We start from the raw sequence: 24,090 nt of genomic DNA on the forward strand, positions 1-24,090 counted from the left end.
GGGTAAACCAGCCGCAGGACTGGCGGGATGGTCACAGCGCTGTCAGCCGGCAAATGCGGCAAAGCGTGCACCGAGCTGACGAATGGTGGCCACATCGGCATTGGCGAAAGCAACCCGCAGGTAACGCTCCAAACCTTTGCCGAAGAACGAGCCGGGAATGGTCAAGACACCTGACTCGCATGCCAGCCTGTGGGCGGCGTCATGGGCACTGAGATCGGCAAACGGATGCCGGATGAAGGCGAAATAGGCGCCAAGGGCTGAAATCTCCCATTCCGGTGCGCTGCCCATCACTTCGGTCAGTGCGGAAGCCCGTGCGGCGATCTCGATTGCATTGGCCCGGCGCCAGTCGACGAGGCTCGGAATTGCCGTGGCAAGGGCCGCTTGCGGTGGCCGGGGTGCGCAGATCTGCAAATTGTCCATCACCTTGGCGATCTGGGCAACGACAGCCTCCCCCGCCGCAACCGCGCCGACACGATGGCCGGGAATGCAGAAGGATTTGGAGAAGCTGTAGAGACCGATCAGATTGTCCTGCCAACCAGCGACGGAGAACAGGTCATGCGGTGGCCCGGCATCAAGCGGCAGAAAATCGCGATAGGTCTCATCGATGATCAACCAGATACCACGCGCACGGCACAGCTCGAAAAGGTCGCGCAGCAGACCGGCAGGATAGGTGGCGCCGGTTGGATTGTTGGGTGTGACCACCGCCAGCGCACGCACCTCGGCTGTTATCATGGCTTCGACCGCGGCCGGTGTCGGCAGAAAGCCGTCTTCAGCATGGCAGTCCACATATCCGATCTTGACGCCGGACATCGCCAATGTGGTCTCGTGATTGAAATAGCACGGATTGGTCAACAGCACGGCGTCACCAGGCCCGGCAACCGCCATCATCGACACCATGAAGGCCTGGTTGCAGCCCGAGGTGATGTGGATGTTGGCCGGTTCGACGCCGGCCGCGTAGAGGCTGCTCATCCAGTCTGCATAGGCTGCGCGCAAACCCGGTTCGCCTTCAATCTCGCCGTATCCGGCCATGGACACCGAACTTGAAGCTTCACCAAGCCAATTGAGCATATCAGGGTGCGGCGGGTATCCGGGCACGGCCTGCGACAGGTCGATCAGCGGACCATGACGGCCATCATACTCGCGCTTCCAGGCCTGCACTTCGGGGATCGGCGGCGCGGCAAGTGTCTCAACCAGAGGATTTATACGGGCGATCGGCATGATGGATGCTTTCAAGGATCCGTGACTTCGACCGGATCGGTTTCGGTTTGCTGTACTGTCTACACCTGTTGCGCCCGGCGAATGGTTCGCCGCGCCGCAATCAGTCGCTCGGCCTTGGCGTCGTCTTCCTCAAGGCTGGAATACAACCAGTCGATAAAGGCGTCGACAGCCGGCGTTGAGCGCAGATCATTGCTGCAGGCGACGTAAAATGCGTGAACGGCGGGAACCGCAAGCTTGAACGGCACGATAACCTGTCCTTTGGTCAACAGGCTCGCCGCTGTCAAGGTGTCGCCGAGGGCAATGCCGTGGCCAAGCACCGCAGCTTCAAGCGCCAGTCGGACATCGGAGAAGTAGTGCTGCTGGCCACCGGTGATGCCGCGCACATCCACTGCGGTCAGCCAGATGTGCCATTCATGTCCCCCGTCGCCGTGCAGGATGGTGTGCTCTGCGAGGTCCCTGGCGGAACGGATTGGCCGATTGTTGACCAGCGAGGGGCTGGCGATCGGGAACAGGTCGAAATGCGACCAGAGCTTGAGCCAGCAATCCGTCCAGCTGCCATCGCCATAGAGTATGGAGATATCCACATCGGAAGAGTGGATCATCGCAGGATCATTGCCGGCAGTGAAGGTCAGCCGGATTTCCGGATAACGGGCGGTGAAACTCGCCAGCCGCGGCATCAGCCACAGCGATAGAAGGGCTGAAACACAACTGATCGACAGGGAACCAGATTTGGCTGGCCGCGTCATCCGGGCGGTGGCGGCAGCAATTTCCTGAAACGCTGATGTCACAGAAGGTAACAGATCAGCGCCATGTTCGGTCAATGTCAATCGCTGGCCGCTGCGATTGAAAAGCTTGACTTTCAGTGACGCTTCCAGGGCCTTGATCTGATGGCTTATGGCGCCGTGAGTGACACAAAGCTCCCGCGCTGCCTTGCTCAGAGAGCCGTTTCGGGCGGTCGCCTCGAAGGCGCGCAATGGGTTGAGAGGTGGCAATCGCTGGATCATGGCGGAACTTTCTGGGTGTGAGAATAACTCACATGAACTGCACTAACAATATCAATTGCTTTCCTCTCTCCGCTTTGCAAGATTTCAAGCAGGAGATGGCCGCAAGGCCCGCTATGAAGAATCTGGGAAGGATGCGACCACGATGGCATGGGACAAGGCAAAGCTCGACGAGCTCATTGGCAAGTACGGCGAGAGCCACGGCGGCGAACTGTTCAACCCGAAGTTCCGGCGCGTTGCCGACAAGATTTTCACCGAGAGCGGCACGCGGCTTGCGCCCTATTCAGGCATCCCGACATTTCTGACCGCGCCCTATGTCGAGATCGACAACGACGCCCCGGATTTCGGCGATCTGCAGGTGGCCATCATCGGCATGCCGATGGATCTGGGCGTCACCAACCGCAACGGCTCGCGCTTTGGCCCCCGCGCCTTGCGCACCATCGAGCGCATCGGTCCTTACAATCACGTGCTTGATTGCGCTCCGGTGCACGAGTTGCGCGTCGCCGATATCGGTGATGTCAGTTTCCGCAGCCGCTACCGGCTGGAGATGAGTCACGAGGACATCGAGCGCCGCGTCAATCAGATTGTCGACGCCGGCGTGTTGCCGTTGTCAGTGGGCGGTGACCATTCGATCACCCACCCGATCCTGAAAGCCGTCGGCAAGAAGCGTCCGGTTGGCATGATCCACATCGACGCCCATTGCGACACGGGTGGCGCCTATGACCTGACCAAGTTCCACCATGGTGGTCCGTTCCGCAATGCGGTGCTCGACGGCGTGCTGGATCCGACGCGGACGATCCAGATCGGCATCCGCGGGGCTGCCGAATATCTCTGGGAGTTCTCCTACGAATCCGGCATGACCGTCATCCATGCCGAGGAAGTCACCGGCATGGGCATTCCGGCAATTCTCGAGCGCGCCAAGCAGATCATCGGCGACGGGCCGACCTATCTCTCCTTCGACATCGACAGCCTCGACCCTTCCTTCGCGCCGGGAACAGGCACACCGGAAATCGGTGGGCTGACGACGCGTGAAGTTCTCGATATCATTCGTGGGCTCAAGGGCATGAACATTGTCGGCGGCGACGTCGTCGAAGTGGCGCCGCAATATGATTCGACGACGAATACGGCACAGGCCGGTGCGCAGATGCTGTTCGAGATCCTCAGCCTGATGGTCTTCAGCCAGGCCATCACCGGCGGGCCCACCTGACGCCGGCCATGAGTTTGGCCATTGAACGGAATGCAATGAGCAACGGCGGCAGCCGCCGGATACAACCAACCATTCCGGAGGGGTACACCATGTCACTGCATCGCAGCCAGAAATCCTCCATCGCAGCTTCTGCACTGCTGAGTTCCGGCAAGACAATGGCCGGCAGCAAGAGCACACTGGAGAGCAATCAAATCGCCCGTTGACAGAGAAAAATTCAAGGGCAATTCAAGGGAACCCGGTCACAGACCGGCAAACAAAGGAGTAGACAATGCCAAAGTTTCTCAACTCAGCCATCAGCCGCCGGGCAGTCCTTGGCGGCACCGCCGCCGCCATAGGGGCGCTGTCGATGCCGTCGATCCTGCGCGCCCAGGACCGTTCGCTCAAAGTCGGCATCTATGGCGGGTACTTCAAGGATTCCTTCGACAAGAATATCTTCCCCGATTTCACCGCCGCCAGTGGCATTGCGGTGGAATCGATTGCCGAACCGACCGGCGAAGCCTGGCTTGTGCAACTCGAACAGGCAGCCAAGGCCGGGGTTGCGCCCGCCGATGTCTCGATGATGTCGCAGGTTGCCATGCTGAAGGGCCAGTCCACCGATCTGTGGGCGCCGATCGACACGTCGAAAATCAAGAACTATGACGATCTGCTCGAGCGTTTCGTCAACAAGTATCCCGATGGCCGTGTTGCCGGCATCGGCGCCGTGGCCTGGTACATCACGCTGGTAACCAACACCGACGCGTATCCCGAAGCCCCCGACAGCTGGGCCGCATTCTGGGATCCTGCCAATGCCGACAAGCTCGGCCTGCTGGCGCTGGTGTCGAACTCGTTCCTGCTGGAAGTGACCGCCAAGACCTTTATGGGCGGCACCAATGCACTCGACAGCGAAGAAGGCATCAACAAAGCCTTTGAAAAGCTGGCCGAGGTCAAGCCGAATGTCCGGCTCTGGTACCGCGACGAAGCCCAGTTCGAACAGGCGCTGAAATCCGGCGAAATCCCGATGGGCCAGTACTATCACGACGTCACCGGGCTTGCCGCCGCCGACGGCCATCCGGTCCGCTCGACCTTCCCCAAGGAGGGCGGCATCCAGGATTCGGGTTGCTGGGCCCTGTCGCGCGCCTCGGACAAGATCGAGGAGGCGCATGTGTTCATCGACTATATGAGCCAGCCTGAAATCCAGGCAACTCTTTCACGCAAGGTCGGCACCGCGCCGACGCTGAAGCGCAATCTGCTCGACCTGACGGATGACGAGTTCGCCAGCGTGTCATCGGACATCGATCCGATCATCCCGCGCTACGATCTCTACCAGACCAAGTCCGACTGGTTGAACCAGAAATGGACCGAGCTGATCGTCGGCTAGACATGATTGCGTCGCTTGATGCGACGTGGTTGCATAACACGGGAGGGGCCAGTTCGCCGCCCCTCCCCGACCCCGGCCAAACGGGGCAATGACAATGGGGACACGATGCCTGGATTGACGCTCGATACCGTTCGCAAGGATTTCGGCAGCTTCACAGCGGTCAATGATGTGCAGTTGAGCGTGCCGCATGGCACTTTCGTCTGCATGCTCGGACCGTCGGGCTGTGGCAAGACCACATTGTTGCGCATGATTGCCGGACTGGATCTGCCGACCAGCGGCGCCATCCGGCTTGATGGCGATGACATCACCAGGGTGCCGACGCACAAGCGTAATCTTGGAATGGTTTTCCAGTCACTGGCCCTGTTTCCGCATCTCAGCGTCGGCGAAAATATCGCCTATCCGCTGCGGATCAGAGGCGCGCCGCGTGAAGAGCAGAGAAAACGCGTCGACGAGCTTCTGGCGATGATCCATCTCTCCGGCTATGCCGACCGCCCTGTGGCAAAGCTTTCCGGCGGTCAACGCCAGCGCGTGGCGATCGCCCGGGCCTTGACACGCTCGCCGAAACTGTTCCTGCTCGACGAGCCGCTGTCGGCGCTCGACGCCAAGCTGCGCGAGGCCATGCAGGTTGAATTGCGACAATTGCAGCAGCAGCTCGGCATCACCACGATCGTCGTCACCCACGACCAGCGCGAGGCCATGACCATGGCCGACACCGTGGTGGTGATGAACAAGGGCGAGATTCGTCAGGCCGCAAGCCCGATGGAAATATACCGTACGCCCGCCGACACCTTCGTCGCCGACTTCATCGGCTCGACCAATCTCATCGACATGGACACCGACAGCACCGGCCGCGCCGTAGCGCTGGGCCAGGCCATACCGGGTCTGTCTGCGCCCGGCGGCGGCAAGGCGATCATCTCGATCCGCCCGGAAGACGTGCAGCTGACCGCGCCTGGCAGCGAGGGCGCCATCACCGGCACCGTGACCTTCGTGCGCGATCTTGGCGGCACCATCGAGACCTTCATCGATTGCGGTGGCAAACCGATTATTGCGGTGTCGACGCCGCGGGCCCGGCCCGATGTCACGGTCGGCCAGCCGGTCGGCATACAGCTTGATCCCGGCGTCTGTGTGGTGCTGGCGAAATGAGACGCGAAGCGCCGCAAAAGCTCACAGATTATGGACCGCTGGCGTTTCCGGCGATCATGCTTATCGTGTTCTTCGTCATTCCGTTCGGAACCATGATTTCGGTCAGTTTCTTCCAGCGGCTTCAGGGCGGTTTCTACACTCCGGCCTTCGTGTTTTCCAACTATGAGCGGTTTCTGAGCCTGTTCTTTGCCAATGTGCTGGGCTTTTCGCTGATGCTGGCGGTTCTGGTCGCCATCTGCTGTGTCGCTGTCGGGGTGCCGTTCACCTATATGCTGACCAAACTCTCGCGGCGGTCGCAGATCGTCTGGATGGTCGCATTGTTGTCGGTGTTGTCACTGTCGGAAGTGATCATCGGCTTTTCCTGGTCGACCTTGTTTTCCCGCACCGCCGGCATCACCAACCTGCTGGTGGCGCTGGGGTTGATGGACAAGGCGATCGCGCTGGCGCCGGGTTTTCCGGCCGTTCTGACGGCGATGGTCTACCAGGCGCTGCCTTACACCATCCTGGTTCTCTACCCGGCATTGGTCCGGCTCGACCCGACGCTGACCGAAGCCGCCCGGACGCTGGGCGCAACGCCAATCCGCGCGTTTTTCTCCGTCGTGGTACCAGCGCTCAGAACCACGATCCTTGCCACCCTGATCATGGTGTTCATCTTCGCGCTCGGCTCCTACTTGCTGCCGCAGATCCTTGGCCGGCCGCAACACTGGACGCTGTCGGTGCTGATCACCGACCAGGCAATCTATCAGTCGAACATGCCCTTTGCCGCGGCCATGGCTGTGTTTCTTGTGCTCGTCACATTGGGGCTGGTGGCGCTGACGCTGTTTGCCGGACGCAAACGGGAGGCGGTCACATGAGTGTTATTCTGCGCCGGATCTATTTCACGCTCGTCGGCCTGTTTCTGTCCGCACCCTTGATTGTCGTCGCCGGCGTGTCGGTCAACGCCAAGCAGACGCTGGCCTTTCCGCCGCAAGGGCTCTCGCTGTCCTGGTACGTCGACATTTTCACCGATACCGGCTGGCGCAATGCGCTGTTTGCGTCGCTGACACTGGCGATCCTGTCGGCAGCACTTGCCGTCTCCATCGCGTTGCCACTGAGCTGGTTCTTGTGGCGTCGCATTGCGCCCTGGGCCAATATCTTCCAGCTGCTTGGCATCGCACCGTTCACGCTGCCGCCGGTGATCACTGCGCTGGGACTCCTGACCTTCTGGGCCACCACCGGGCTATATGGCCAGCCCTGGACCGCGGTGATCAGCCACGCGATCTTCTTCGTCACCCTGCCGCTGGTAACACTGTCGCTGGGCTTCACCTCCATCGACCGCTCGCTGGTCGAAGCCGCAGCCACCATGGGCGCCGATGACCGCACCATTTTTCGCACCGTGGTGCTGCCGCTGATCACGCCCTATCTGGTCTCGGGCTACGCTTTCGCCTTCGTGCTCTCGCTCAACGAATATATCGTCGCCTATATGACGGTTGGCTTCACCATGGAAACCTTGCCAATCAAGATCTTCAACGCACTCAGATATGGCTACACCCCGACGATGGCCTCCGTCACGGTGTTGTTCGTGGTTCTCGCTGCGGTGATTTATTCGCTGATCGCGCGATATGGCGATCTGCTGAAACTGCTTGGCGCCAACTCCGAGGAAAAAACATGATTCGAATTGCGGTATCGCAAATGCAAACGGCGGGCACCGACATTAGCGCCAATCTGACACGCATCCAAACCGACGCCGAGAAAGCAGCGCAAGCAGGTGCGTGCCTGCTGGTGACGCCGGAGCTGGGTGTGACCAGCTATGCCGGCGGCCACGAGATCGTCACTCTGGCCGAGCCCGCCGATGGGCCGCTGGTCACCCGGCTGGATGAGATTGCCCGCCAATCGGGCGTCGCCATCGTTGCCGGATTCGCCGAAAAAGCCGGAGGCGCTGTCTACAATTCGGCTGTCTATACCGATGGAACCGGCGCGCCATTGGTCTATCGCAAGTCACATCTTTACGGCGATTACGAGCGCGGCCTTTTTTCGCCCGAACAACCCTCGACCTGCCTGTTCACCCATCGCGGCATGACGTTCGGCATGCTGATCTGCTACGACGTCGAATTTCCCGAAAACGTGAGGCGGCTGGCTGTGGCGGGCGCAGAGATGGTTCTCGTGCCAACAGCCACGCCAATGGGGAATTCAGGCAGGTTCATCGCCGAAAAGATGATCCCGGTGCGTGCCTTCGAGAACCAGATCTTCGTCGCCTATGCCAACAACATCGGCCGCGATGGCGCATTCGACTATGCCGGTCAATCAATCATCAGCGCACCGGATGGAACGGTTCTGGCGATGGCAGGGCTGGGGGAGGAATTGCTGACGGCAGATATCGACCCTGGGCTTTACGCGCACTCCCGGGCCGAAAACCCCTATCTGAAGGATCTTCAAGCGATGGCGGCACCGTGAATCGATCCGCCGGCACCCGGGCCTGCAGCGCCGTCTATCCGATGGGATGCGCAAATACGCTGCAGGCCAAGGGGTCAATGCGTGTCCGTTAACGTCCAAATGCAAGCATTTGAGCGCAACCTACGTCAGGTTTTCGCCATTTGATCTTACCCGGTCGCGATCGCTTCCTGCACCGCCAGCTCGGCCATCGCGAGAATCGCCTCGCGGGACTTGGCCGCGGCGATGAAGCGGCCATTGTGACAGAAGCCCGCTCCCTCAACCCCGCAAGCAGCCTCCAGATCAGCATTTGTCAGGCCAGCCCAGGCAGCGGGCAGATCCGCACGCAGCTCAAAGCCTTCATCGGCGCGGCGGATGCCGGTCAGGCACCAATCCCTGTCGCGCGGATGAACCACGAACAGCAGATGATCTGCCCCCGACTTGTTGACTGCTGAGCGGAACGGCATGCCCTGCGGCAGTTCCAGAACCCGGCTGTCGCCCGCATCGGTGATCGCCTTGAGCACGATATCCTCGGCACGCAGCTTTGCCGCACTTTCGGCGATACTGGCTTCCAGAAACTGCCGCGCAATAGCAAGTGCTGCGTGGAACGCGCGCTCCAGCGCCTCCGGATCCGGCTCGTCGAACACCGGTTTGAGGGTTTCAAGCAGAACCGGCAACGTCAGCACAGCCAGCGGCCCGGCAACGGCGGGGCTCATGGCGCCATTGTCCATCAGATCTATTGGCAAGACAAAGCTGGTGTCGAAAGCATTGTGCACAGTTTCGATATGCGCATCGGGAAGCCCTGTGGCAGCAAGATAGTCACGGCCATAATGTTTCCAGATCAGGCCGAATGAGCTGTAGGGCTGGCCATCCCCGCGCAACGGAGCGCCGCGCTGGTGGTGATCAAAAATCAGCGCATCAGCATCATAGGCGCCACCAACATCATAGATGATGCGGTTGTCTCCAGGGGTGATCCACTCCGGTGCCCGGCTGCGGACAATACGCGCTTTGGGAAAAAGCCGGGTCAGAACAACGCTGGACAGCAATTCATCAGCATGGAAGCCGCCGGAGTGAGTGATGAGAAAATCGGGGATCATGCAGCGATGCGCCTTGCTTTTCGCGGAAACTCCGCCTGCGGTAGTCACCAGATAGCCATAGTCGGCGGCCAACTCAACCCATCGGCTGTTTCCGGCCCACGACAAAACCGGACCGCAGACGCTCGATCGGGATCGCAAGTAGGCGTCAGTTGTCGGCCATTGCAAACCGCGCGTTGGAAATTTATCCGTGCAAAACAAGTCCGGGACGCAATCGGCTGCGTGGCTTCGGCTGTTCCCGTCAAGAGACGGTCGAAGCCACGATCCTCTGCTGGGGCGGTTGCTCCGGCCTACCCCAACGCCATCGGCATGAAGCGCTTCATCCGCCGTCTGCGGCAAACCCTGCTGCTTCGATTGCTGCAATGGCGCATGCTTCATCGTTGTCCGATGAATCACCTGTAATGCCCACCGCTCCCAATAGCTTGTCCTTGTGCTTTATCAGCACCCCGCCCGGCACCGGAACGAGCGATCCTGAGGCCAGGCTGTTCATCGCCTGAATGAAGTACGGTTGCGATTGGGCGCGCTCAAAGAGTGCGCGCGACCCCAACCCCATGGCGACCGCCCCGCGTGCTTTTCCCTGCGCTATATCGGGGCGAAGGTTGCTCAGCCCGTCTTCGCGCGCCAGGGCGACAAGGGAGCCAGCACTGTCGAGGACCGCAATTGCAAGCGGCTTCATGCCTTTGTCCTTGCGCCATTCCAGCGCAAACGAAATAATGAACTGTGCGGTCTGTAAATTAAGTTCCAAGCCTTGATCCCCCGAACCTGATACGGCGTATTGCGCTGACGTCCAACCGCGGCACAGGTCAGGCTGCAATGACCGCCTCGGCGCAGATCATGGTCTCAATCTCTGCTGTTTTATAGCCCATCTCAATCAGGACCTGTTTTGTATGCTGCCCCAGAACCGGTGCAGCTTGCGTGATCCTGGCTGGAGTCTCGCTGTATTTCACCGGATGCCCCAGGGTTTTGACCTGACCCGCTGTCATGTGTTCCACGTCAACGATCATCTCACGCGCCTGAGCCTGCGGATCTTGATGCATTTCGAGAATGTCCAGAACCGGCCCGGCCGGCAACTTCGCCGCTTCCATTCTGGAGAGCCAATTGGCCGTGGTGTCTTGTTCGAGAATGTCATCCAGAATCTGCACCAATGCAGGCAAGTTCTTCATGCGCTGCAGGTTTGAGGAGAACCGCGGATCGGCATCAAGTTCCGGTGCAGAAATGACATCGAGAAATCGCAACCAGTTGGTCTGATTGGCAGCGCCAACATTGACCCAACCATCACGTGTCTTGAAAGACTGATACGGCGCGTTCAGGGGATGAGCCGATCCCATCGGCTTGGGGTTTTCGGCTGTCGCGAAGGCAATGGCGGATTGCCAGTAAGTCTGGACAATCGCTGCCTCAAACAGTGAAGTGTCAACCTTCTGCCCGCGTCCGGTCTTGAGCATGTTCGCATAGGCCGCCGACACCCCCATGGCGGCCAGTATACCTGCATTGATATCGGAAATCGGAGCGGCGACCTTCACGGGTGGACGGCCAGGCCCTTCGCCGGTGATCGCCATCAGCCCTGACATGCCCTGGGCGATCAGGTCGAAACCGCCGCGCTCCGCATAGGGGCCGGTGCGGCCAAAGCCGGAAATCTCGCAATAGATCAGGCGTGGGTTGAGCTTTGAAAGCTCGTCATAGCCAAGCCCCAGCCGTTCCATTGTGCCCAGCCTGTAGTTTTCGATCACGACATCTGCATCCAGAAGCAGCTTGTGCAAAACCTCGACCGCCGCAGGGTCCTTGAGATTGAGGGCAATCCCGCGCTTGTTGCGGTTCATCATCATGTAGGCTGCGGATTCACCCGCGATTTCGGGGGGCACGAACCTGCGGCTGTCATCACCGGTCGGCTTTTCCACCTTGATCACATCCGCCCCCATGTCAGCCAGCATCAGCCCGCAGACAGGGCCGGCCATTATGTGAGCCAGTTCAATGACCTTCATACCTTTGAGCGGGCCGGACGGTGCAGTCATTTGCCTGTCCACTCCGGTCTGGTCTTGCCGAGAAAAGCCTCCATGCCGATGCGGAAATCATCGCTCATGTAGCACATCGTGATCAGGTCGGCGTCCTCTACCTTTGTTGCCATCCGGTTGCGGCGCATCGCTTCCTTGGTTGCCCGCAAGGTCAGGGGGGCCATGGAGCCAATATGATGTGCCAGTTCCTCAGCCCGGGCCAGCAATGAGGGCTCGTCTGTCAAAACCTCGCTGACCAGTCCGGCAGCCAGGGCTTCCTCAGCGGCCATGAGCCGTGCGGTGAAGATCAGCTCGCGGACCCGTCCTGCACCGACCAGATTGGAAAGGCGCTCCAGGTTTGCTGCCGCCAGACAATTGCCAAGGGTCTTGGCGATCGGGAAGCCGAACTTCAAACCGGCCGACGCGATCCGCACATCACAGGCTGCAGCAATCGCTGCACCGCCACCAGTGCAGGCTCCGTTGATGGCGGCAATCGTCGGCAACGGGCAACGCTCGACCGCATCGAGAACGCTGTTGATCCGGGCTTCATACTCCAGCGCATCCTGCGGCGTCTCAAATTCCCTGAACTGGGTCATGTCGGTTCCGGCAGCAAAAGCTCTGCCGCCTGCTCCGGACAGGACAATCGCAGTCAACGACCCGTCAGTCGGCGCGTCCCGGCAAATCTCGGCGAGCGCTTCATACATGCCAAATGTCAGCGCATTGCGGCTCGCCGGGCGATTGAAGGTGACCCAAAGCGTCTTGCCGCGCCTGTCCTGTGTAAGGTCTGGCCTGGTCTCGGTCATCGGTAGAAATACTCCACAAGGAACATCGGAACAGCAGGCACATACGTGCAGAGCATCAGCACCGCCAGAAGAACAACCACAAACCAGATATTGACCTTCGAGACCTCCCAGATATTGGCCCGGGCCACCGAGCAGGCAGTGATCAGAACCGATGCCACCGGCGGCGTCTGCTGGCCAATGGCAAGGTTGAGCGTGACAATCAGGCCAAAATGAACGGGATCAATGCCGGCAGCCGTAATCAGCGGGATCACAATCGGGATAACGAGAATGATGGCCGCTGCCGAATGCAGGAAGAAGCCAATGATGAGGAAGAAGAAGTTCAGAATCAGCAGGATCGCCCACTGCTCGGTGGTAATCGACAAAATGCTCTGGGCCAATTGCTGCGGAATCTGGGCGCGGGTCAGAAAGCCGCCCATCAGCACCGAAGCAGCAACCAGAAGCATGACAACGGCGGTCTGGATGCCACCGTCAAGCATTGCCCGCCGCAGGTGACCCCAGTCGATGTGACGGTACCAGGCTGACACGACGATGGCCGCCAGCACGGCGAGGCCTGCGGCCTCGGTCGCGGTCACGAAGCCGCCGAATATACCGCCAAGAATGATCATGGGCAGGGCAAAGGCGGGCAGAGCATCAACAAATGTTTCGCGCACACGCGGCAGGTTGAAGGCCTCTTCGGTGGGAAAATTGTAGCGTTTTGCAAAAAAGTAGGCGACGCCCATGAGACCTGCGGCCCCGAGCAATCCGGGCACGACACCCGCGACAAAGAGTTGTTCAACCGATGTATTGGCAGAGGCGGCGTAAAGGATCATCGGAATCGACGGTGGGATGATGATGGCAAGCGACGCTGACGATGAGGTGACGGCTGCAGAAAATTCCTTGCTGTAGCCACGCTTTTTCATTTGCGGGATCAGGATCGACCCCATGGCGGCAACGTCTGCGACCGCAGATCCGGAAATCTCGGCAAAGAACAGGGACACCCCGATATTGACCATGGCAAGTCCGCCGCGGACAAATCCGATAAGACTGGAGACAAAATTGATCAGCCGGTCGGTGATGCCGCCAGCATTCATGATGGCGCCGGCCAGAACAAACATCGGGATCGCAATAAGCGAGAAATTGGTCGATCCGTCATACATGTCGAGTGCTATGGTCACCAGGCTGTCGGTGCCTTCGGTCAACACGAGACCTATGACGCCACACATGGCAAGGGCCACGGCGATCGGCACATTGATGCAGATCATCAGCATCAATCCGATGAAAATGGCGAATATCAGCATCAGACCCGGTCCTTGTTTTTTTCAAGCTCAGCTTCGACTTCTTCCTCGATCTCGGCGTGCTCGAGTGAAATCCCCGCTGCGGTCGTCTTCCAGTACCCAGGCAGACTGAGCACCTGGCACAGAATGAACAGCAGCGCGCCAATCGGGATAACCGACTGCGTCACCTGCACCGGAACCCATCTGATCGAGATCAGGGTATCGCCTGCAAGCACCTCGAGAACCTGGAATCCTGCGCGCGCCATGAGGAGAAAGAACACCAGCACGATCGCTTCGCCCAAAACCAAGGCCGTCATCCGGAACGCGGGCGGCAAAGCCAGCAAAACCGTATCAAAACCGATATGACGACGGTGCAGCGCCGCCAGTGCCGACCCGTAATAGGTAATCCACGCCAGCATGATCGCCGCCACTTCATCGTACCAGGAAAAGCTTTGCCCCAGCAGACGCGCAATCACCGCAAGCGTCACGATGATGGTCAGGACGATCATGAGCGATATGGTAATCCACTCGAGAATCTTGCCCAGGACCGAGATGGTCGAAGGTAGAAAAGAGGACGAGGCTTGCTCCATTGCGGACCTGTCTGTTCTGATTTTTCAGGAAATTTCCCTGTGGTCAAACAAGGCTGTGGCGACCACATGACGACATCGTTCGAGATGGTCGGGCAACAGGCCAAAGCCTGTTGCCCGAGGACAAATCAGTTGGCCTTGGCAAGACCGAGGACCTGATCGATCATCTCCTGCCCGCCGTCGACTTCATCGGCAAAGGCCTTGTAAATCGGCTTGGAGGCTTCGATGAACGCTGCCTTGTCAGCCTCGTTGACCTCCACACCCGCAGCCTTGATGACGTCGAGCAGATCGGTCTCAAGCTGCGCCGCCGTTTCATAGGTAAAGTCCTGCGATTTGCTTCCGCAATCGGTCAGCATTGCCTGCACATCTTCAGGCAGACTGGAGAAGCTTTTGTGTGAGGCGAGGATATAGGCAGGTGTGTAGACATGGCCGGTGATGGACAGATATTTCTGCACTTCCTGGAATTTCGCAGAGGCAATCTGCGCATAAGGATTTTCCTGGCCGTCCATGACGCCGGTCTGCAAAGCCGTAAAGACGTCCGAAAACGCCATAGGCGTCGGGTTTGCGCCGTAAAGTTGGAACATCGAGACCCGCCAGACCCCGTTCGGGGTGCGCAGCTTGATCCCCTCAAGATCGGCAGGAACGTTGATCGGCCGGGTGTTGTTGGTGATATGGCGGAAGCCGTTCTCTGCAAGACCGACGATGTGATAGCCCTTTGCCTGGGCCGCAGACTGGAACGTGTCCATCATTTCGCCCTGGACCCGGCGCATATGATCACGGTCAGAGATAATGTAGGGCATTTCAAAAATGCCGAACACATCATCAACCGAAGACATGATTGATGAGGGCAAGGCAAAGTCGACCTGGCTGAGCTTGAGCTTCTGCAAAAGCTCCTTGTCCTTGCCGAGCTGCGATGACCCGAAGGTCTGAACTTCAATCTTGCCGTCGCTTGCCGAATTGACGCATTCTGCAAAATTATCTGCACTGGCTTCAAACAACGAGCCAGGTGCGCCAACATGGCCGAATTTCATTGTCATATCAGCGGCAAAAGCGCTGCCAGCGATTCCGATTGCTGCTGTCGTTGCGAGCATTCTAGTGATAAATTTCATAGTTTTTCCTCCCAGTAGACTACTTCATTTAGTCAATTTACGTCCCTGCAATTCTGGACTAGCTCCCTCCCTGAAGCACATCCATTGCAGCACTTACTCCCCCGGCCTTGTGGGGGATGTCGGCCTTGTTCAGGCCCATTTCCACACCTGCCAAAGTGGCCATCAACATCAGGTCGTTGAAATCACCAAGATGACCGATCCGAAACGCGCGGTCAGCCACTTTGGACAGACCGCTGCCCAGTGACATGTTGTAATGTTCCAGGGTTTTTGCCCGGAACCGATCAGCGCTCTGCCCTTCAGGCATGAGAACCGCAGTCAGCACACCGCTTTCCTGACCCTGCTTCGAACACAGAACTTCCAACCCCCAGGCACGAACTGCTGCACGGGTCGCCTTTCCATGGCGCTGATGCCGCGCGAACACGTTGTCGAGCCCCTCCTCATGCAACATGTCGATCGCCTCATTGAGCCCGAAGAGAAGGTTCGTATTGGGCGTATAGGGAAAATATCCGGTCTTGTTGGGCCCGACCATATCCGCCCAATCCCAATAGGTGCGCGACAATCCCGCTGTCTTGTTGGCAGCCATCGCTTTTTCGCTGACCGCATTGAACGACAGCCCAGGCGGCAGCATCAGACCCTTCTGGGATCCCGACACCGTCACATCGACACCCCATTCGTCATGATTGTATTCAAGCGAAGCCAGGCCGGAGATGGTGTCGACGAGGAACAATGCAGGGTGCCCCACATTGTCTATGGCCTTTCGAATGGCAGCAATCGGCGAGACCGATCCGGTCGATGTTTCGTTGTGCACCACACAGACGGCCTTGATTTCATGCGCCTTGTCTTCGGCCAGATAGGCTTCGATAAGATCCGGGTCTGCGCCGCCGCGCCAGTCACCCTCGATAAACTCGGCTTTCAGTTGCAGCTGCTCCGCAATCTTTTTCCACAGGGTCGCGAAATGCCCGGTCTCGAACATCAGCACCCGGTCGCCCGGTGAAAGTGTGTTGACCAGCGCCGCTTCCCATGCGCCGGTCCCCGACGACGGGTAGATGAAAACATTCTGTTCTGTCTTGAAGATCGTCTTCACGCCGTTCAGCGCTTGCATGCCGACTTTCGCAAACTCCGGGCCGCGATGGTCGATGACCTGCTGCGAGATTGCCCGCAAAACACGTCCGGGAACCGGGCTTGGTCCGGGTATCTGCAAGAAATGTTGTCCTGTCTGTCTCATGATTCCCCCCGGGAGTCTGTCTGATTCTGGCCCAACCTCATTGCTCTATCGAGGTCACGCTTCATATTTCCTGTTGTGGATATTACATTTTGAATTCATAATTAAGTCAACAAAAATTTCGTCTCATTAATTTTGGCCAGGTGGTTCAGGTGTCGCATATTGCTCAAATCCTTTCCAAACGCGTCCAGGGCGACATTCTGTTCGACCGGTTTTCCCGCGGTCGTTATGCAACGGATGCCTCCTTCTATCAGATGATGCCGGTGGGGGTTTTGTGCCCCAAATCCGAAGACGACATCAGCGCCGCCATCGATATTGCGCGGGAACAGGGCGTACCCATCCTCGCCAGAGGTGGCGGAACCTCCCAATGCGGACAGACCGTCAACGAAGCTTTGGTTCTGGACAACACGCAATATTTCAATGACATCATCGAGCTCGACGTCGAGAACAGGCGCTGTGTGGTCCGTCCCGGCATCGTCCTGGACGAGCTCAACCGGGCTCTCAAACCACACGGGCTCTGGTTTCCCGTCGATGTTTCCACCGCATCGCGCGCAACCATCGGCGGCATGGCAGCGAACAATTCATGCGGCGGAAAATCCCTTCGCTACGGCATGATGCGTGACAATGTGCTGTCGATCGAAGCCATCATGGCTGACGGCAGCAAGCATCATTTCGGAGCTGACATCGCCAACCAGTCCGAAGCCTATACCGCGCTCTCAACCGAGCTTCTGGCGCTGGGCGCACGGGAAGCAACAGAGATCGATGCCCGCTTTCCCAACGTCATGCGCCGGGTTGGCGGCTATAATATCGATGCGCTGGTGCCAATGGCCGCTCCCAACAATCTTGCCCACCTGCTGGTCGGCTCGGAAGGAACGCTTGCCTATTCGACAGCGATCGAACTGAAACTGTCTCCCCTGCTTTCAGGCAAGGCGCTCGGGGTCTGCCACTTCCCGACATTCTATCAGGCCATGGATGCGGCGCAGCACCTGGTCACCCTGCTGCCCCAGGGCGTGGAACTGGTGGATTCGACAATGATTGCGCTGGCGCGCGACATCCCGATGTTCCGCAAAACCATCGAGAACTTTGTCACCGGCGATCCTGAAGCGCTGTTGCTGGTTGAATTCATCGAGGAAGATGCCGCCGACAACGTGGTCAAACTGCGACAGCTTGAACAGATGATGGGAGATCTCGGGTTTTCCTGGTCGGGAACAGGCGACCGCTGGGGCGGCGTGACATCGGTCACCGATCCGGTCTTGCAAAACCAGATTGCCGAGCTTCGCAAGTCCGGGCTCAACATCATGATGTCGATGAAAAGCGATGGAAAGCCGGTCTCCTTCGTCGAGGATTGTGCGGTAGAGCTGCCGGATCTGGCCGAGTACACGGCCGGCCTCACCGGCATTTTCGAAAAATATGGCACCAAGGGCACATGGTATGCCCACGCATCGGTCGGTTGCCTGCATGTCCGGCCGGTTCTCAACTTGAGACTGGACAAGGACGTCAGGACGATGCGCGCGGTTGCCGAGGAATGCTTTGACCTCGTTGCGCGCTACAAGGGCTCCCATTCAGGCGAACATGGTGACGGCATTGTCCGCTCCGAATTTCACGAGAAGATGTTCGGACCGCGGATGGTGGCCAATTTCGGTGAAGTCAAAAAGCGCTTTGATCCCACCGGTCTGTTCAATCCGGGCAAGATCGTTTCCCCGCCCAAGATGGATGACCGGCGGCTGTTTCGCTATGGCCCGGACTACGCCGTTCCCGAGATGCACACGGAACTTGACTGGTCGGAATGGACCGGCAGCGGCGGCGGTTTTCAGGGCGCGGTGGAAATGTGCAACAACAATGGCGCCTGCCGCAAGCTCAAGGGCGGGGTCATGTGCCCGTCCTTTCGCGTCACCCGCAAGGAAAAGGACCTGACCCGCGGACGGGCCAACACATTGCGGCTGGCAATCTCGGGCCAGCTTGGCGCCGATGCGTTTGCTTCTGACGAGATGGCGGACACCATGAAGCTTTGTGTGTCCTGCAAGGGATGCAAGAGCGAGTGTCCCACAGGTGTGGACATGGCCCGGATGAAGATTGAGGTGCTGGCCGCGCGCGCCAGGAAAAACGGCCTCACTCTTCACGACCGTCTGGTCGGTTTCATGCCGCGCTATGCCGTCTGGGCTTCAAAAGTTCCCTTCCTGATGAATTTGCGGGACCGGATCCCCGGTCTGGCAAGACTGTCCGAGCGGCTCACGGGATTCACGGCAAAACGTGCCCTGCCGCAATGGAGCGCCGTTCCGTTCAAGGACAGCGAGTTGAAAGACAGCCCAGCGCCGCAGGCGGTGTTGTTTGTCGACAGTTTCAACCGTTATTTCGAACCGGAAAACCTGCGCGCAGCGGTCCGCGTGCTGCAGGCGGGCGGCATATCGCTGGATGTGGTCAAGGCAGCCGACGGTGGCAGCCCGCTTTGCTGCGGCCGGACCTTCCTCTCCGTCGGGCTAGTCGACAAGGCGAAGGAAGAAGCACAGCGACTGGTTGAGGCATTGCTTCCTTATGCGGAAAAAGGTTTACCTATTATCGGCCTTGAGCCGAGCTGCCTGCTGACCCTGCGTGACGAGATCCCCGCGCTCCTGCCCGGCAGGGAAACGGCATTGATTGCAAAACAGGCCTTCATGTTCGAAGAGTTCATCGCCGCTCAATCTGAAAACCCGGATTTTCGTCTGCACTTGAAATCACCAGCGGAGAAAATCGTCTTGCACGGCCATTGCCACCAGAAAGCAATGAACGTGATGTCCAGCATCGAGCAGGTCTTGGCCATGCTTCCCCATACAACCGTGGAAAAGGTTGAAACCAGTTGCTGCGGCATGGCAGGTGCATTTGGCTATGGCCTGGACACCCATGCGATATCTCTGCAAATGGGTGAGATGGATTTATTGCCGGCGGTACGCGCGGCTCAATCCGCCGCAATCATTGTTGCCGACGGCACGTCTTGCAGGCAGCAGATCAGTGACAATACGGACCGCAAGCCATTGCATGTCGCCCGTCTTCTCGACATGTCCCTAACACAGGATGCCTGAGACCAAATGACCGCAATGACTGATACCAATGTAATTGAACGAAGGTCACTCCATCTCGAATTGGTGGAGCGCATTCGCCCACTCATTGTCGAAAGGCAATTGGAACCCGGGGACAAGGTGCCCGAAAGGGATCTGTGCGAACGCTTTGGGGTGTCGCGCACGCCGATGCGCGAAGCCCTCAAGGTCCTGGCGGCCGAAGGCCTTGTCCGGCTGGAGCCCAATCGTGGCGCCTGGGTGACGGTGGTCACTGTGGAAGAAGTCGAGGAAGTGTTTCCAATCCTGGGTGCTCTCGAGGCGCTGTCGGGGGAACTTGCCTGCGCCAACATCACCGATGCGGAGCTCAGCCATGTCCGCCGGCTTCACGACCAGATGATGGACAGCTACCGCGACAGAAATCTGGCGGAGTATTTCAAGACCAACCAGAAAATCCACCGGGCGATTCTTCTGGCCGCAAAAAACCACAGCCTGACAAATGCCTGCCAGGTGCTGTCAGCGCGGATGCAAAGGGCCCGCTACGCAGCAAATCTGTCGGAGGAACGCTGGGCCGACGCCGTCAAGGAGCACGAGCAGATTATCCAGTCGCTCGAAGCGCGCGATGGCAAGCGATTGAGCCAGGTTCTGGCGCGGCACATGAAGAACAAGCAGGATTCAGTGCTGAAATGGCTCAGAAAAGCCACTGCAGCCCAGGAAACAACCCTGGTTTGATCGCACGCAAAGACAGCTCCGATCAGAGCCAAACGATTTTATTGCATCCATGACGCAAGAATCCTGATTTGAAATGACCTGGAAAGTCGTTCATCGTGATGCCCATCCTCATCGGCAATCACTGGGAGCGGGAAACTTGGCCCTCATCTGGAGCGATCTGGACGAAAGCGAACAAACAGCGCTCAAACGGCTGAACCGCGGCCCCTACCCCGCGCTGCAACCCGCCATGGCCGAACGCTTGATTGAATTCGGGCTGGCGGAGCGGCGGCCGCGGGGAGTCGGCATCAACCGCGAAGGACGCGAGTTGGTGATCAACGCCTTGCTGAACCAACGCGAGAACTGATGCGCGACCCCTGCTGTTTGCACTTGCGCCGGGCACATGCATGTCGTTGTCGCAAAACCGCTGCACAGCTTTGCGCGGCATGCATTAGTCTGATGACTTTGGCACTGTCGCGGCAGGTCCGGCGATGGCCGGCGCCGGCAGAGCAAAATCCTGTTCCGAAAGCATGATCTCGGCCAAGGTATAGGCATCGAATGTGGTTATGAAGGCAGCCAACGCCTGGTTCAGCAACCGGGGCAACCGGCAGCGGTTTGAGATCAGGCATTGATTGGCCGGGGTGAAGCACTCGACCAGCGAAAAATCCGTTTCCGTCGTCCGGATAACGGCGCCAAGATTGATCTCTTCGGGGCGACGGGCCAGTGTGAAACCACCCGAGCGACCGCGCACCCCGCGCAGATATCCGGCTTTGGTCAGCAGGTTGACGACTTTCATGAGATGGGTTTGCGAAATCCCGTAGATCCGGGCGGTCTCTTCGATCGTCACCAGCCTGTCGCCCGCAGCTCCCGCATAAAGAAGCACGCGCAAGGCATAATCGGTAAAAGTGGTCAGTTTCATGAAAGTCCTCAGTCTCGATAAGCCGTTGTCTGCCGAAGCGGACAGCGACGAACATGGCCTGGTCACGAGTTGCGACTGCTGCACCTCTCGAGGCACGATCGTCACAGCGCTGCTATAAGCGCGCATATGGGACGAGGCAGCGTCCACCCCAGCAGCCGTCACACGAACGTCATCACCACGATTGCGCCCAGCACCACCAGCACAAGACCGCCGATCAGCATCGGCAAAAGCGTGTTGTCAGGGTCGATATCGCGCGTTTCATAGGTGACCGGTTCGGTTGCTTCGGTCTTGTCTTCGGGTTCGGGCATGTTTTGGCATCCTTCATCCATGTTCACCGTCTCGGGCTTGCACCGAGCTCACGACTGTCTCACCAATTTGGTTCACGTCGTTTCATCGCATCAGGTTACGGCCCATACCGGCCAAGGAACCGTAAGCAGAAACCTAGATCATAATAGATATATTGACAATGCATCTTTAAGCGGGAACATTGCAAATGCTGGATGAGGCAGACAAACTGGCAAAGCCGGACACCGGCGCGGACCGTCTTGCCTCCCCAATCTGCTTCGGCACCGATGGAGGCTTGCCATGAAGATCGAGTTTGAAGATGGCGGCATTGTCATTGATGCAGCCATTGTCGGACCATTGCTCAACGTCGCGCCGGCCGAAGTTCCGAGGCTGATGCGCGAAGGCGCGATCACCAGCCTGTCTGAGGCAGGAATCGACGAACATGCGGGCGAGCATCGCCTGAGTTTCTTCTACCAAGGCCGCCGCCTCCGTTTGCAAGTGGCCGCATCAGGTGAAATTCGGGCGCGGTCGATTGTCGATTTTGGCGACATGCCGCTGCCGCGGGCAATGCATCGGCCTGGTGCGTGAGCTTGCCGGAGGTCAACAAAACAATGACGCACCACAACATTCGTACATCTCGACACGGCGCCGCAGCCAGACCGAGACTGCCGGAAGCGGTCGCTGCCTTTGTCACCATTCTCTGGCTCGGCCTGGTTCTCGGAGTTTCGTTCATCGCCACGCCGGTGAAATTTCAGGCCCCCTCGCTCAGCCTGCCGGTAGCGCTTGAAATCGGCAGAGCGACGTTTGCACTGTTCTCGAAAATCGAGTTGGGCATGGCCATGCTGCTGACCCTTTCCATTCTTGCCTGCAACCGCAGGGCACTCTCCACCATTCTCGGCGCGGCACTGATCACGATTGTGGTTGTCGAGACAGTCTGGCTGTTGCCTGTTCTTGATGAGCGGGTCGAAATCATCCTTTCCGGAACGGCGGCACCGGCTGGCTGGTATCATTTTTTCTATGTCGGCATTGAAACGCTGAAGGCTGTCCTTCTCGTGGCGCTGTCGGCTCACCTGCTGCGGCAACTGACAGCAACGAATGCGGAAACACGATCTGAATGAGCAAGCCCGCCCATGACGATTTCGATAGGCCTTGGCCTGATCGCGCTGGCCGCATTTCTGTGGAGCCTTCACACAAATCAGTATGAGGGTCTTGATGGCGCTGCCGTGCGGGTCCTGCTCCCGAATGCAACGCCAGTTGCTGCCGGGAAAAAGCTCTCACTTCAGACTGCCATCAATTCCGTGTTTGTCATCTCCAACGCTTCCCGATAGGTCCTGTTTCCAAAGAGCGGCTGGTAAGAATCCCGCTGCGCGCTCAAAATGCATCAATCGCACTCTATCTCTGGAGCCAAAATGTCGTCCAAATATTTCGTGCCTCGCGGGGGCCACCCGAGCCAGGACCAACTTCTCACTGACCGGGCAGTGTTTACCGAGGCCTATGCCGTCATCCCCAAAGGCACGATGCAGGATATCGTCACCAGCTCTTTGCCGTTCTGGGAGAAAACCCGATTGTGGGTATTGTCGCGCCCCTTGAGCGGCTTTGCCGAGACATTCTCACAATACATTATGGAGGTGGCACCTGGTGGCGGCTCCGACCGGCCGGAATCAGATCCCGGGGCGGAAGCAGTCCTGTTCGTGGTGGAGGGGGCGGGCTCTCTCGAGGTCAATGGTCAACGCCACGACCTGCAGCCGGGCGGGTATGCCTACTTGCCGCCCCAAACCGACTGGAAATTGCACAACCGGGGATCAGAAAACCTGATTTTTCACTGGATCAGGAAGTATTACGAGGCGGTGGATGGGCTTGAAACACCTGATGTGTTGATCGCCAATGAAAACGACATAGCGCCGACCGTCATGCCCAAGACAGATGGCAAATGGGCCACGACCCGGTTTGTCGATCCCGATGATCTCCGGCATGACATGCATGTGACGATCGTGACGTTGGAGCCGGGAGCCGTCATTCCGTTCGCCGAAACTCACGTGATGGAACACGGATTGTACGTCCTGGAGGGCAAAGCCGTCTACCGGCTCAATCAGGACTGGGTCGAGGTGGAAGCCGGGGATTACATGTGGTTAAGGGCATTCTGCCCGCAAGCCTGTTATGCCGGAGGCCCGGGAAATTTTCGCTATCTTCTCTATAAGGATGTCAATCGACACATGAGTCTGCGACCACCGGTGACAGCGCCGCGCACCCGATAGGATGGGGGTGCTTTCGCCCTTTCAATCCATGCATGTCGCTTGTCGATCCTATCAAGCCGTTTGAACGCGACAGACATTGGATTTGCCGCTCGGCCGCCTTCCTGACTCCGGATCTCGAGACAGGATTCGGGCTTTCGGTCGAAGCGGTGTCTCGGGACGTCGTTGCCGCATTACAGGGGCTGTAAGGTCTCGCAAACCTTCACAGGGGTGAGCAATTCCGCTCACTCCTGGATCAACCCCTGGCCGGTCTCGCCTCCCCGATCTCTGCCCGCTGGATAGCTTGACTTTTGATTTCCAAAGGATCAGGATTCAACTTATGCATGCGACCAGACGACAGTTTCCAACTCTTTACAGGCTATGCCCTATTGGAGGCACCTGAGCCCCGGTTCGCAGCGCCCCGGGCGAAGCGCGTGGGCTAAACTGCTCGTAGTGCAGTGACCCCAAGCCTGATCAAGACAATCCGCTCCAGACAATTCATTTCAACTGTGGTGACGCCAATAGCG

26 protein-coding genes are annotated in these 24,090 nt (G+C 58.6%); 14 read left to right on the plus strand and 12 right to left on the minus strand.

Annotated features, from left to right (window positions below; all coding sequences use genetic code 11):
* Positions 1 to 42 precede the first annotated feature (42 nt).
* Together PZ897_RS14020 and gcvA are read right to left on the minus strand one after the other, a co-directional pair.
* The gene (locus tag PZ897_RS14020; RefSeq protein ID WP_275753166.1) at positions 43 to 1,218 is read right to left on the minus strand and encodes an aminotransferase; all 1,176 of its coding nucleotides are present in this window, start codon (positions 1,216 to 1,218) and stop codon (positions 43 to 45) included.
* Positions 1,219 to 1,277: 59 nt separating this feature from the next.
* Positions 1,278 to 2,222, minus strand: a complete 945-nt coding sequence (gene gcvA / locus PZ897_RS14025) for a transcriptional regulator GcvA (RefSeq protein WP_275753065.1) — start codon at positions 2,220 to 2,222, stop codon at positions 1,278 to 1,280.
* A 142-nt stretch (positions 2,223 to 2,364) separates the two neighbouring features.
* Between gcvA and speB the strand changes: the two genes are divergently transcribed.
* The 7 genes from speB (at position 2,365) to PZ897_RS14060 (ending at position 8,359) form a co-directional block, all read left to right on the plus strand.
* The gene (gene speB, locus PZ897_RS14030; RefSeq protein ID WP_275753067.1) at positions 2,365 to 3,426 is read left to right on the plus strand and encodes an agmatinase; all 1,062 of its coding nucleotides are present in this window, start codon (positions 2,365 to 2,367) and stop codon (positions 3,424 to 3,426) included.
* A gap of 8 nt (positions 3,427 to 3,434) precedes the next feature.
* Positions 3,435 to 3,629, plus strand: a complete 195-nt coding sequence (locus PZ897_RS14035; RefSeq protein ID WP_275753069.1) for a hypothetical protein — start codon at positions 3,435 to 3,437, stop codon at positions 3,627 to 3,629.
* 65 nt (positions 3,630 to 3,694) lie between these two features.
* The gene (locus PZ897_RS14040) at positions 3,695 to 4,783 is read left to right on the plus strand and encodes an ABC transporter substrate-binding protein (RefSeq protein ID WP_275753071.1); all 1,089 of its coding nucleotides are present in this window, start codon (positions 3,695 to 3,697) and stop codon (positions 4,781 to 4,783) included.
* A 105-nt stretch (positions 4,784 to 4,888) separates the two neighbouring features.
* Complete coding sequence (locus tag PZ897_RS14045; RefSeq protein WP_275753073.1) at positions 4,889 to 5,926, plus strand: ABC transporter ATP-binding protein; 1,038 nt, start codon at positions 4,889 to 4,891, stop codon at positions 5,924 to 5,926.
* Positions 5,923 to 6,780 carry an ABC transporter permease gene (locus PZ897_RS14050; RefSeq protein ID WP_275753074.1) on the plus strand — a complete coding sequence of 286 codons (858 nt, stop codon included), beginning with the start codon at positions 5,923 to 5,925 and terminating at the stop codon, positions 6,778 to 6,780. Before PZ897_RS14045 ends, PZ897_RS14050 begins: the two co-directional genes overlap by 4 nt.
* On the plus strand, positions 6,777 to 7,577 hold the full coding sequence (locus tag PZ897_RS14055; RefSeq protein WP_275753076.1) for an ABC transporter permease: 801 nt from the start codon (positions 6,777 to 6,779) through the stop codon (positions 7,575 to 7,577). Before PZ897_RS14050 ends, PZ897_RS14055 begins: the two co-directional genes overlap by 4 nt.
* Positions 7,574 to 8,359 carry a carbon-nitrogen hydrolase family protein gene (locus tag PZ897_RS14060; protein ID WP_275753078.1) on the plus strand — a complete coding sequence of 262 codons (786 nt, stop codon included), beginning with the start codon at positions 7,574 to 7,576 and terminating at the stop codon, positions 8,357 to 8,359. Before PZ897_RS14055 ends, PZ897_RS14060 begins: the two co-directional genes overlap by 4 nt.
* Before the next feature lie 146 nt (positions 8,360 to 8,505).
* On the opposite strand, the gene PZ897_RS14065 is transcribed toward PZ897_RS14060, so the two are convergent.
* The 8 genes from PZ897_RS14065 to PZ897_RS14100 all read right to left on the minus strand — a co-directional run bounded on the left by PZ897_RS14065 (position 8,506) and on the right by PZ897_RS14100 (position 16,397).
* Entirely contained in the window at positions 8,506 to 9,432 is a 927-nt protein-coding gene (locus PZ897_RS14065; RefSeq protein WP_275753080.1) for an MYG1 family protein, read from the minus strand.
* A gap of 316 nt (positions 9,433 to 9,748) precedes the next feature.
* Positions 9,749 to 10,174, minus strand: a complete 426-nt coding sequence (locus PZ897_RS14070; RefSeq protein WP_275753167.1) for a heme-binding protein — start codon at positions 10,172 to 10,174, stop codon at positions 9,749 to 9,751.
* Between the two features lie 58 nt (positions 10,175 to 10,232).
* Positions 10,233 to 11,438 carry a CoA transferase gene (locus tag PZ897_RS14075; RefSeq protein ID WP_275753082.1) on the minus strand — a complete coding sequence of 402 codons (1,206 nt, stop codon included), beginning with the start codon at positions 11,436 to 11,438 and terminating at the stop codon, positions 10,233 to 10,235.
* Complete coding sequence (locus PZ897_RS14080; RefSeq protein ID WP_275753083.1) at positions 11,435 to 12,220, minus strand: enoyl-CoA hydratase; 786 nt, start codon at positions 12,218 to 12,220, stop codon at positions 11,435 to 11,437. Before PZ897_RS14080 ends, PZ897_RS14075 begins: the two co-directional genes overlap by 4 nt.
* Complete coding sequence (locus tag PZ897_RS14085) at positions 12,217 to 13,497, minus strand: TRAP transporter large permease (protein WP_275753086.1); 1,281 nt, start codon at positions 13,495 to 13,497, stop codon at positions 12,217 to 12,219. The genes PZ897_RS14080 and PZ897_RS14085 overlap by 4 nt, the downstream gene beginning before the upstream one ends.
* Positions 13,497 to 14,063: a TRAP transporter small permease subunit gene (locus tag PZ897_RS14090; RefSeq protein WP_275753087.1), complete on the minus strand. Its 567-nt coding sequence runs from the start codon at positions 14,061 to 14,063 to the stop codon at positions 13,497 to 13,499. The genes PZ897_RS14085 and PZ897_RS14090 overlap by 1 nt, the downstream gene beginning before the upstream one ends.
* Before the next feature lie 125 nt (positions 14,064 to 14,188).
* Positions 14,189 to 15,169, minus strand: coding sequence for a TRAP transporter substrate-binding protein (locus PZ897_RS14095; RefSeq protein WP_275753088.1), 981 nt, complete (start codon positions 15,167 to 15,169; stop codon positions 14,189 to 14,191).
* Positions 15,170 to 15,227: 58 nt separating this feature from the next.
* Positions 15,228 to 16,397: an aminotransferase class V-fold PLP-dependent enzyme gene (locus tag PZ897_RS14100; RefSeq protein WP_275753169.1), complete on the minus strand. Its 1,170-nt coding sequence runs from the start codon at positions 16,395 to 16,397 to the stop codon at positions 15,228 to 15,230.
* 146 nt (positions 16,398 to 16,543) lie between these two features.
* Here PZ897_RS14100 and PZ897_RS14105 point away from each other — a divergent pair, with 146 nt between their 5' ends.
* The 3 genes from PZ897_RS14105 (at position 16,544) to PZ897_RS14115 (ending at position 20,495) form a co-directional block, all read left to right on the plus strand.
* Positions 16,544 to 19,447 carry an FAD-binding and (Fe-S)-binding domain-containing protein gene (locus PZ897_RS14105; protein WP_275753090.1) on the plus strand — a complete coding sequence of 968 codons (2,904 nt, stop codon included), beginning with the start codon at positions 16,544 to 16,546 and terminating at the stop codon, positions 19,445 to 19,447.
* A 6-nt stretch (positions 19,448 to 19,453) separates the two neighbouring features.
* Positions 19,454 to 20,152 (plus strand): GntR family transcriptional regulator, encoded by a 699-nt coding sequence (locus PZ897_RS14110; RefSeq protein ID WP_275753091.1) that lies wholly within the window; start codon positions 19,454 to 19,456, stop codon positions 20,150 to 20,152.
* A 136-nt stretch (positions 20,153 to 20,288) separates the two neighbouring features.
* Positions 20,289 to 20,495, plus strand: a complete 207-nt coding sequence (locus PZ897_RS14115) for a hypothetical protein (protein WP_275753093.1) — start codon at positions 20,289 to 20,291, stop codon at positions 20,493 to 20,495.
* Between the two features lie 84 nt (positions 20,496 to 20,579).
* Here the strand turns inward: PZ897_RS14115 and PZ897_RS14120 are convergent, their stop codons facing one another.
* Positions 20,580 to 21,047, minus strand: a complete 468-nt coding sequence (locus PZ897_RS14120; RefSeq protein WP_275753095.1) for an Rrf2 family transcriptional regulator — start codon at positions 21,045 to 21,047, stop codon at positions 20,580 to 20,582.
* 158 nt (positions 21,048 to 21,205) lie between these two features.
* Positions 21,206 to 21,355: a hypothetical protein gene (locus PZ897_RS14125; protein WP_275753096.1), complete on the minus strand. Its 150-nt coding sequence runs from the start codon at positions 21,353 to 21,355 to the stop codon at positions 21,206 to 21,208.
* Between the two features lie 277 nt (positions 21,356 to 21,632).
* Here PZ897_RS14125 and PZ897_RS14130 point away from each other — a divergent pair, with 277 nt between their 5' ends.
* The 4 genes from PZ897_RS14130 (at position 21,633) to PZ897_RS14145 (ending at position 23,587) form a co-directional block, all read left to right on the plus strand.
* Positions 21,633 to 21,920: a DUF6522 family protein gene (locus PZ897_RS14130; RefSeq protein ID WP_275753099.1), complete on the plus strand. Its 288-nt coding sequence runs from the start codon at positions 21,633 to 21,635 to the stop codon at positions 21,918 to 21,920.
* Between the two features lie 23 nt (positions 21,921 to 21,943).
* Positions 21,944 to 22,450 carry a hypothetical protein gene (locus PZ897_RS14135; RefSeq protein WP_275753101.1) on the plus strand — a complete coding sequence of 169 codons (507 nt, stop codon included), beginning with the start codon at positions 21,944 to 21,946 and terminating at the stop codon, positions 22,448 to 22,450.
* Between the two features lie 12 nt (positions 22,451 to 22,462).
* Positions 22,463 to 22,660: a cbb3-type cytochrome oxidase assembly protein CcoS gene (gene ccoS, locus PZ897_RS14140; protein ID WP_275753103.1), complete on the plus strand. Its 198-nt coding sequence runs from the start codon at positions 22,463 to 22,465 to the stop codon at positions 22,658 to 22,660.
* Positions 22,661 to 22,741: 81 nt separating this feature from the next.
* Positions 22,742 to 23,587, plus strand: a complete 846-nt coding sequence (locus tag PZ897_RS14145) for a bifunctional allantoicase/(S)-ureidoglycine aminohydrolase (protein ID WP_275753105.1) — start codon at positions 22,742 to 22,744, stop codon at positions 23,585 to 23,587.
* Positions 23,588 to 24,090: the final 503 nt, after the last annotated feature.

Source organism: Hoeflea sp. YIM 152468, assembly GCF_029210485.1.
Lineage (GTDB): Bacteria > Pseudomonadota > Alphaproteobacteria > Rhizobiales > Rhizobiaceae > Hoeflea.

Excerpts from the sequence above, each read along its gene's own strand:
- PZ897_RS14120 (WP_275753095.1), bottom strand. The coding sequence starts at position 21,047 with ATGAAACTGACCACTTTTACCGATTATGCCTTGCGCGTGCTTCTTTAT.
- speB (WP_275753067.1), top strand. The coding sequence starts at position 2,365 with ATGGCATGGGACAAGGCAAAGCTCGACGAGCTCATTGGCAAGTACGGC.
- PZ897_RS14050 (WP_275753074.1), top strand. The coding sequence starts at position 5,923 with ATGAGACGCGAAGCGCCGCAAAAGCTCACAGATTATGGACCGCTGGCG.
- PZ897_RS14085 (WP_275753086.1), bottom strand. The coding sequence starts at position 13,497 with ATGCTGATATTCGCCATTTTCATCGGATTGATGCTGATGATCTGCATC.
- PZ897_RS14080 (WP_275753083.1), bottom strand. The coding sequence starts at position 12,220 with ATGACCGAGACCAGGCCAGACCTTACACAGGACAGGCGCGGCAAGACG.
- PZ897_RS14110 (WP_275753091.1), top strand. The coding sequence starts at position 19,454 with ATGACCGCAATGACTGATACCAATGTAATTGAACGAAGGTCACTCCAT.
- PZ897_RS14135 (WP_275753101.1), top strand. The coding sequence starts at position 21,944 with ATGACGCACCACAACATTCGTACATCTCGACACGGCGCCGCAGCCAGA.
- PZ897_RS14125 (WP_275753096.1), bottom strand. The coding sequence starts at position 21,355 with ATGCCCGAACCCGAAGACAAGACCGAAGCAACCGAACCGGTCACCTAT.
- PZ897_RS14055 (WP_275753076.1), top strand. The coding sequence starts at position 6,777 with ATGAGTGTTATTCTGCGCCGGATCTATTTCACGCTCGTCGGCCTGTTT.
- gcvA (WP_275753065.1), bottom strand. The coding sequence starts at position 2,222 with ATGATCCAGCGATTGCCACCTCTCAACCCATTGCGCGCCTTCGAGGCG.
- PZ897_RS14020 (WP_275753166.1), bottom strand. The coding sequence starts at position 1,218 with ATGCCGATCGCCCGTATAAATCCTCTGGTTGAGACACTTGCCGCGCCG.
- PZ897_RS14040 (WP_275753071.1), top strand. The coding sequence starts at position 3,695 with ATGCCAAAGTTTCTCAACTCAGCCATCAGCCGCCGGGCAGTCCTTGGC.
- PZ897_RS14130 (WP_275753099.1), top strand. The coding sequence starts at position 21,633 with ATGAAGATCGAGTTTGAAGATGGCGGCATTGTCATTGATGCAGCCATT.
- PZ897_RS14075 (WP_275753082.1), bottom strand. The coding sequence starts at position 11,438 with ATGACTGCACCGTCCGGCCCGCTCAAAGGTATGAAGGTCATTGAACTG.
- PZ897_RS14145 (WP_275753105.1), top strand. The coding sequence starts at position 22,742 with ATGTCGTCCAAATATTTCGTGCCTCGCGGGGGCCACCCGAGCCAGGAC.
- PZ897_RS14095 (WP_275753088.1), bottom strand. The coding sequence starts at position 15,169 with ATGAAATTTATCACTAGAATGCTCGCAACGACAGCAGCAATCGGAATC.
- PZ897_RS14035 (WP_275753069.1), top strand. The coding sequence starts at position 3,435 with ATGAGTTTGGCCATTGAACGGAATGCAATGAGCAACGGCGGCAGCCGC.
- ccoS (WP_275753103.1), top strand. The coding sequence starts at position 22,463 with ATGACGATTTCGATAGGCCTTGGCCTGATCGCGCTGGCCGCATTTCTG.
- PZ897_RS14045 (WP_275753073.1), top strand. The coding sequence starts at position 4,889 with ATGCCTGGATTGACGCTCGATACCGTTCGCAAGGATTTCGGCAGCTTC.
- PZ897_RS14065 (WP_275753080.1), bottom strand. The coding sequence starts at position 9,432 with ATGATCCCCGATTTTCTCATCACTCACTCCGGCGGCTTCCATGCTGAT.
- PZ897_RS14060 (WP_275753078.1), top strand. The coding sequence starts at position 7,574 with ATGATTCGAATTGCGGTATCGCAAATGCAAACGGCGGGCACCGACATT.
- PZ897_RS14090 (WP_275753087.1), bottom strand. The coding sequence starts at position 14,063 with ATGGAGCAAGCCTCGTCCTCTTTTCTACCTTCGACCATCTCGGTCCTG.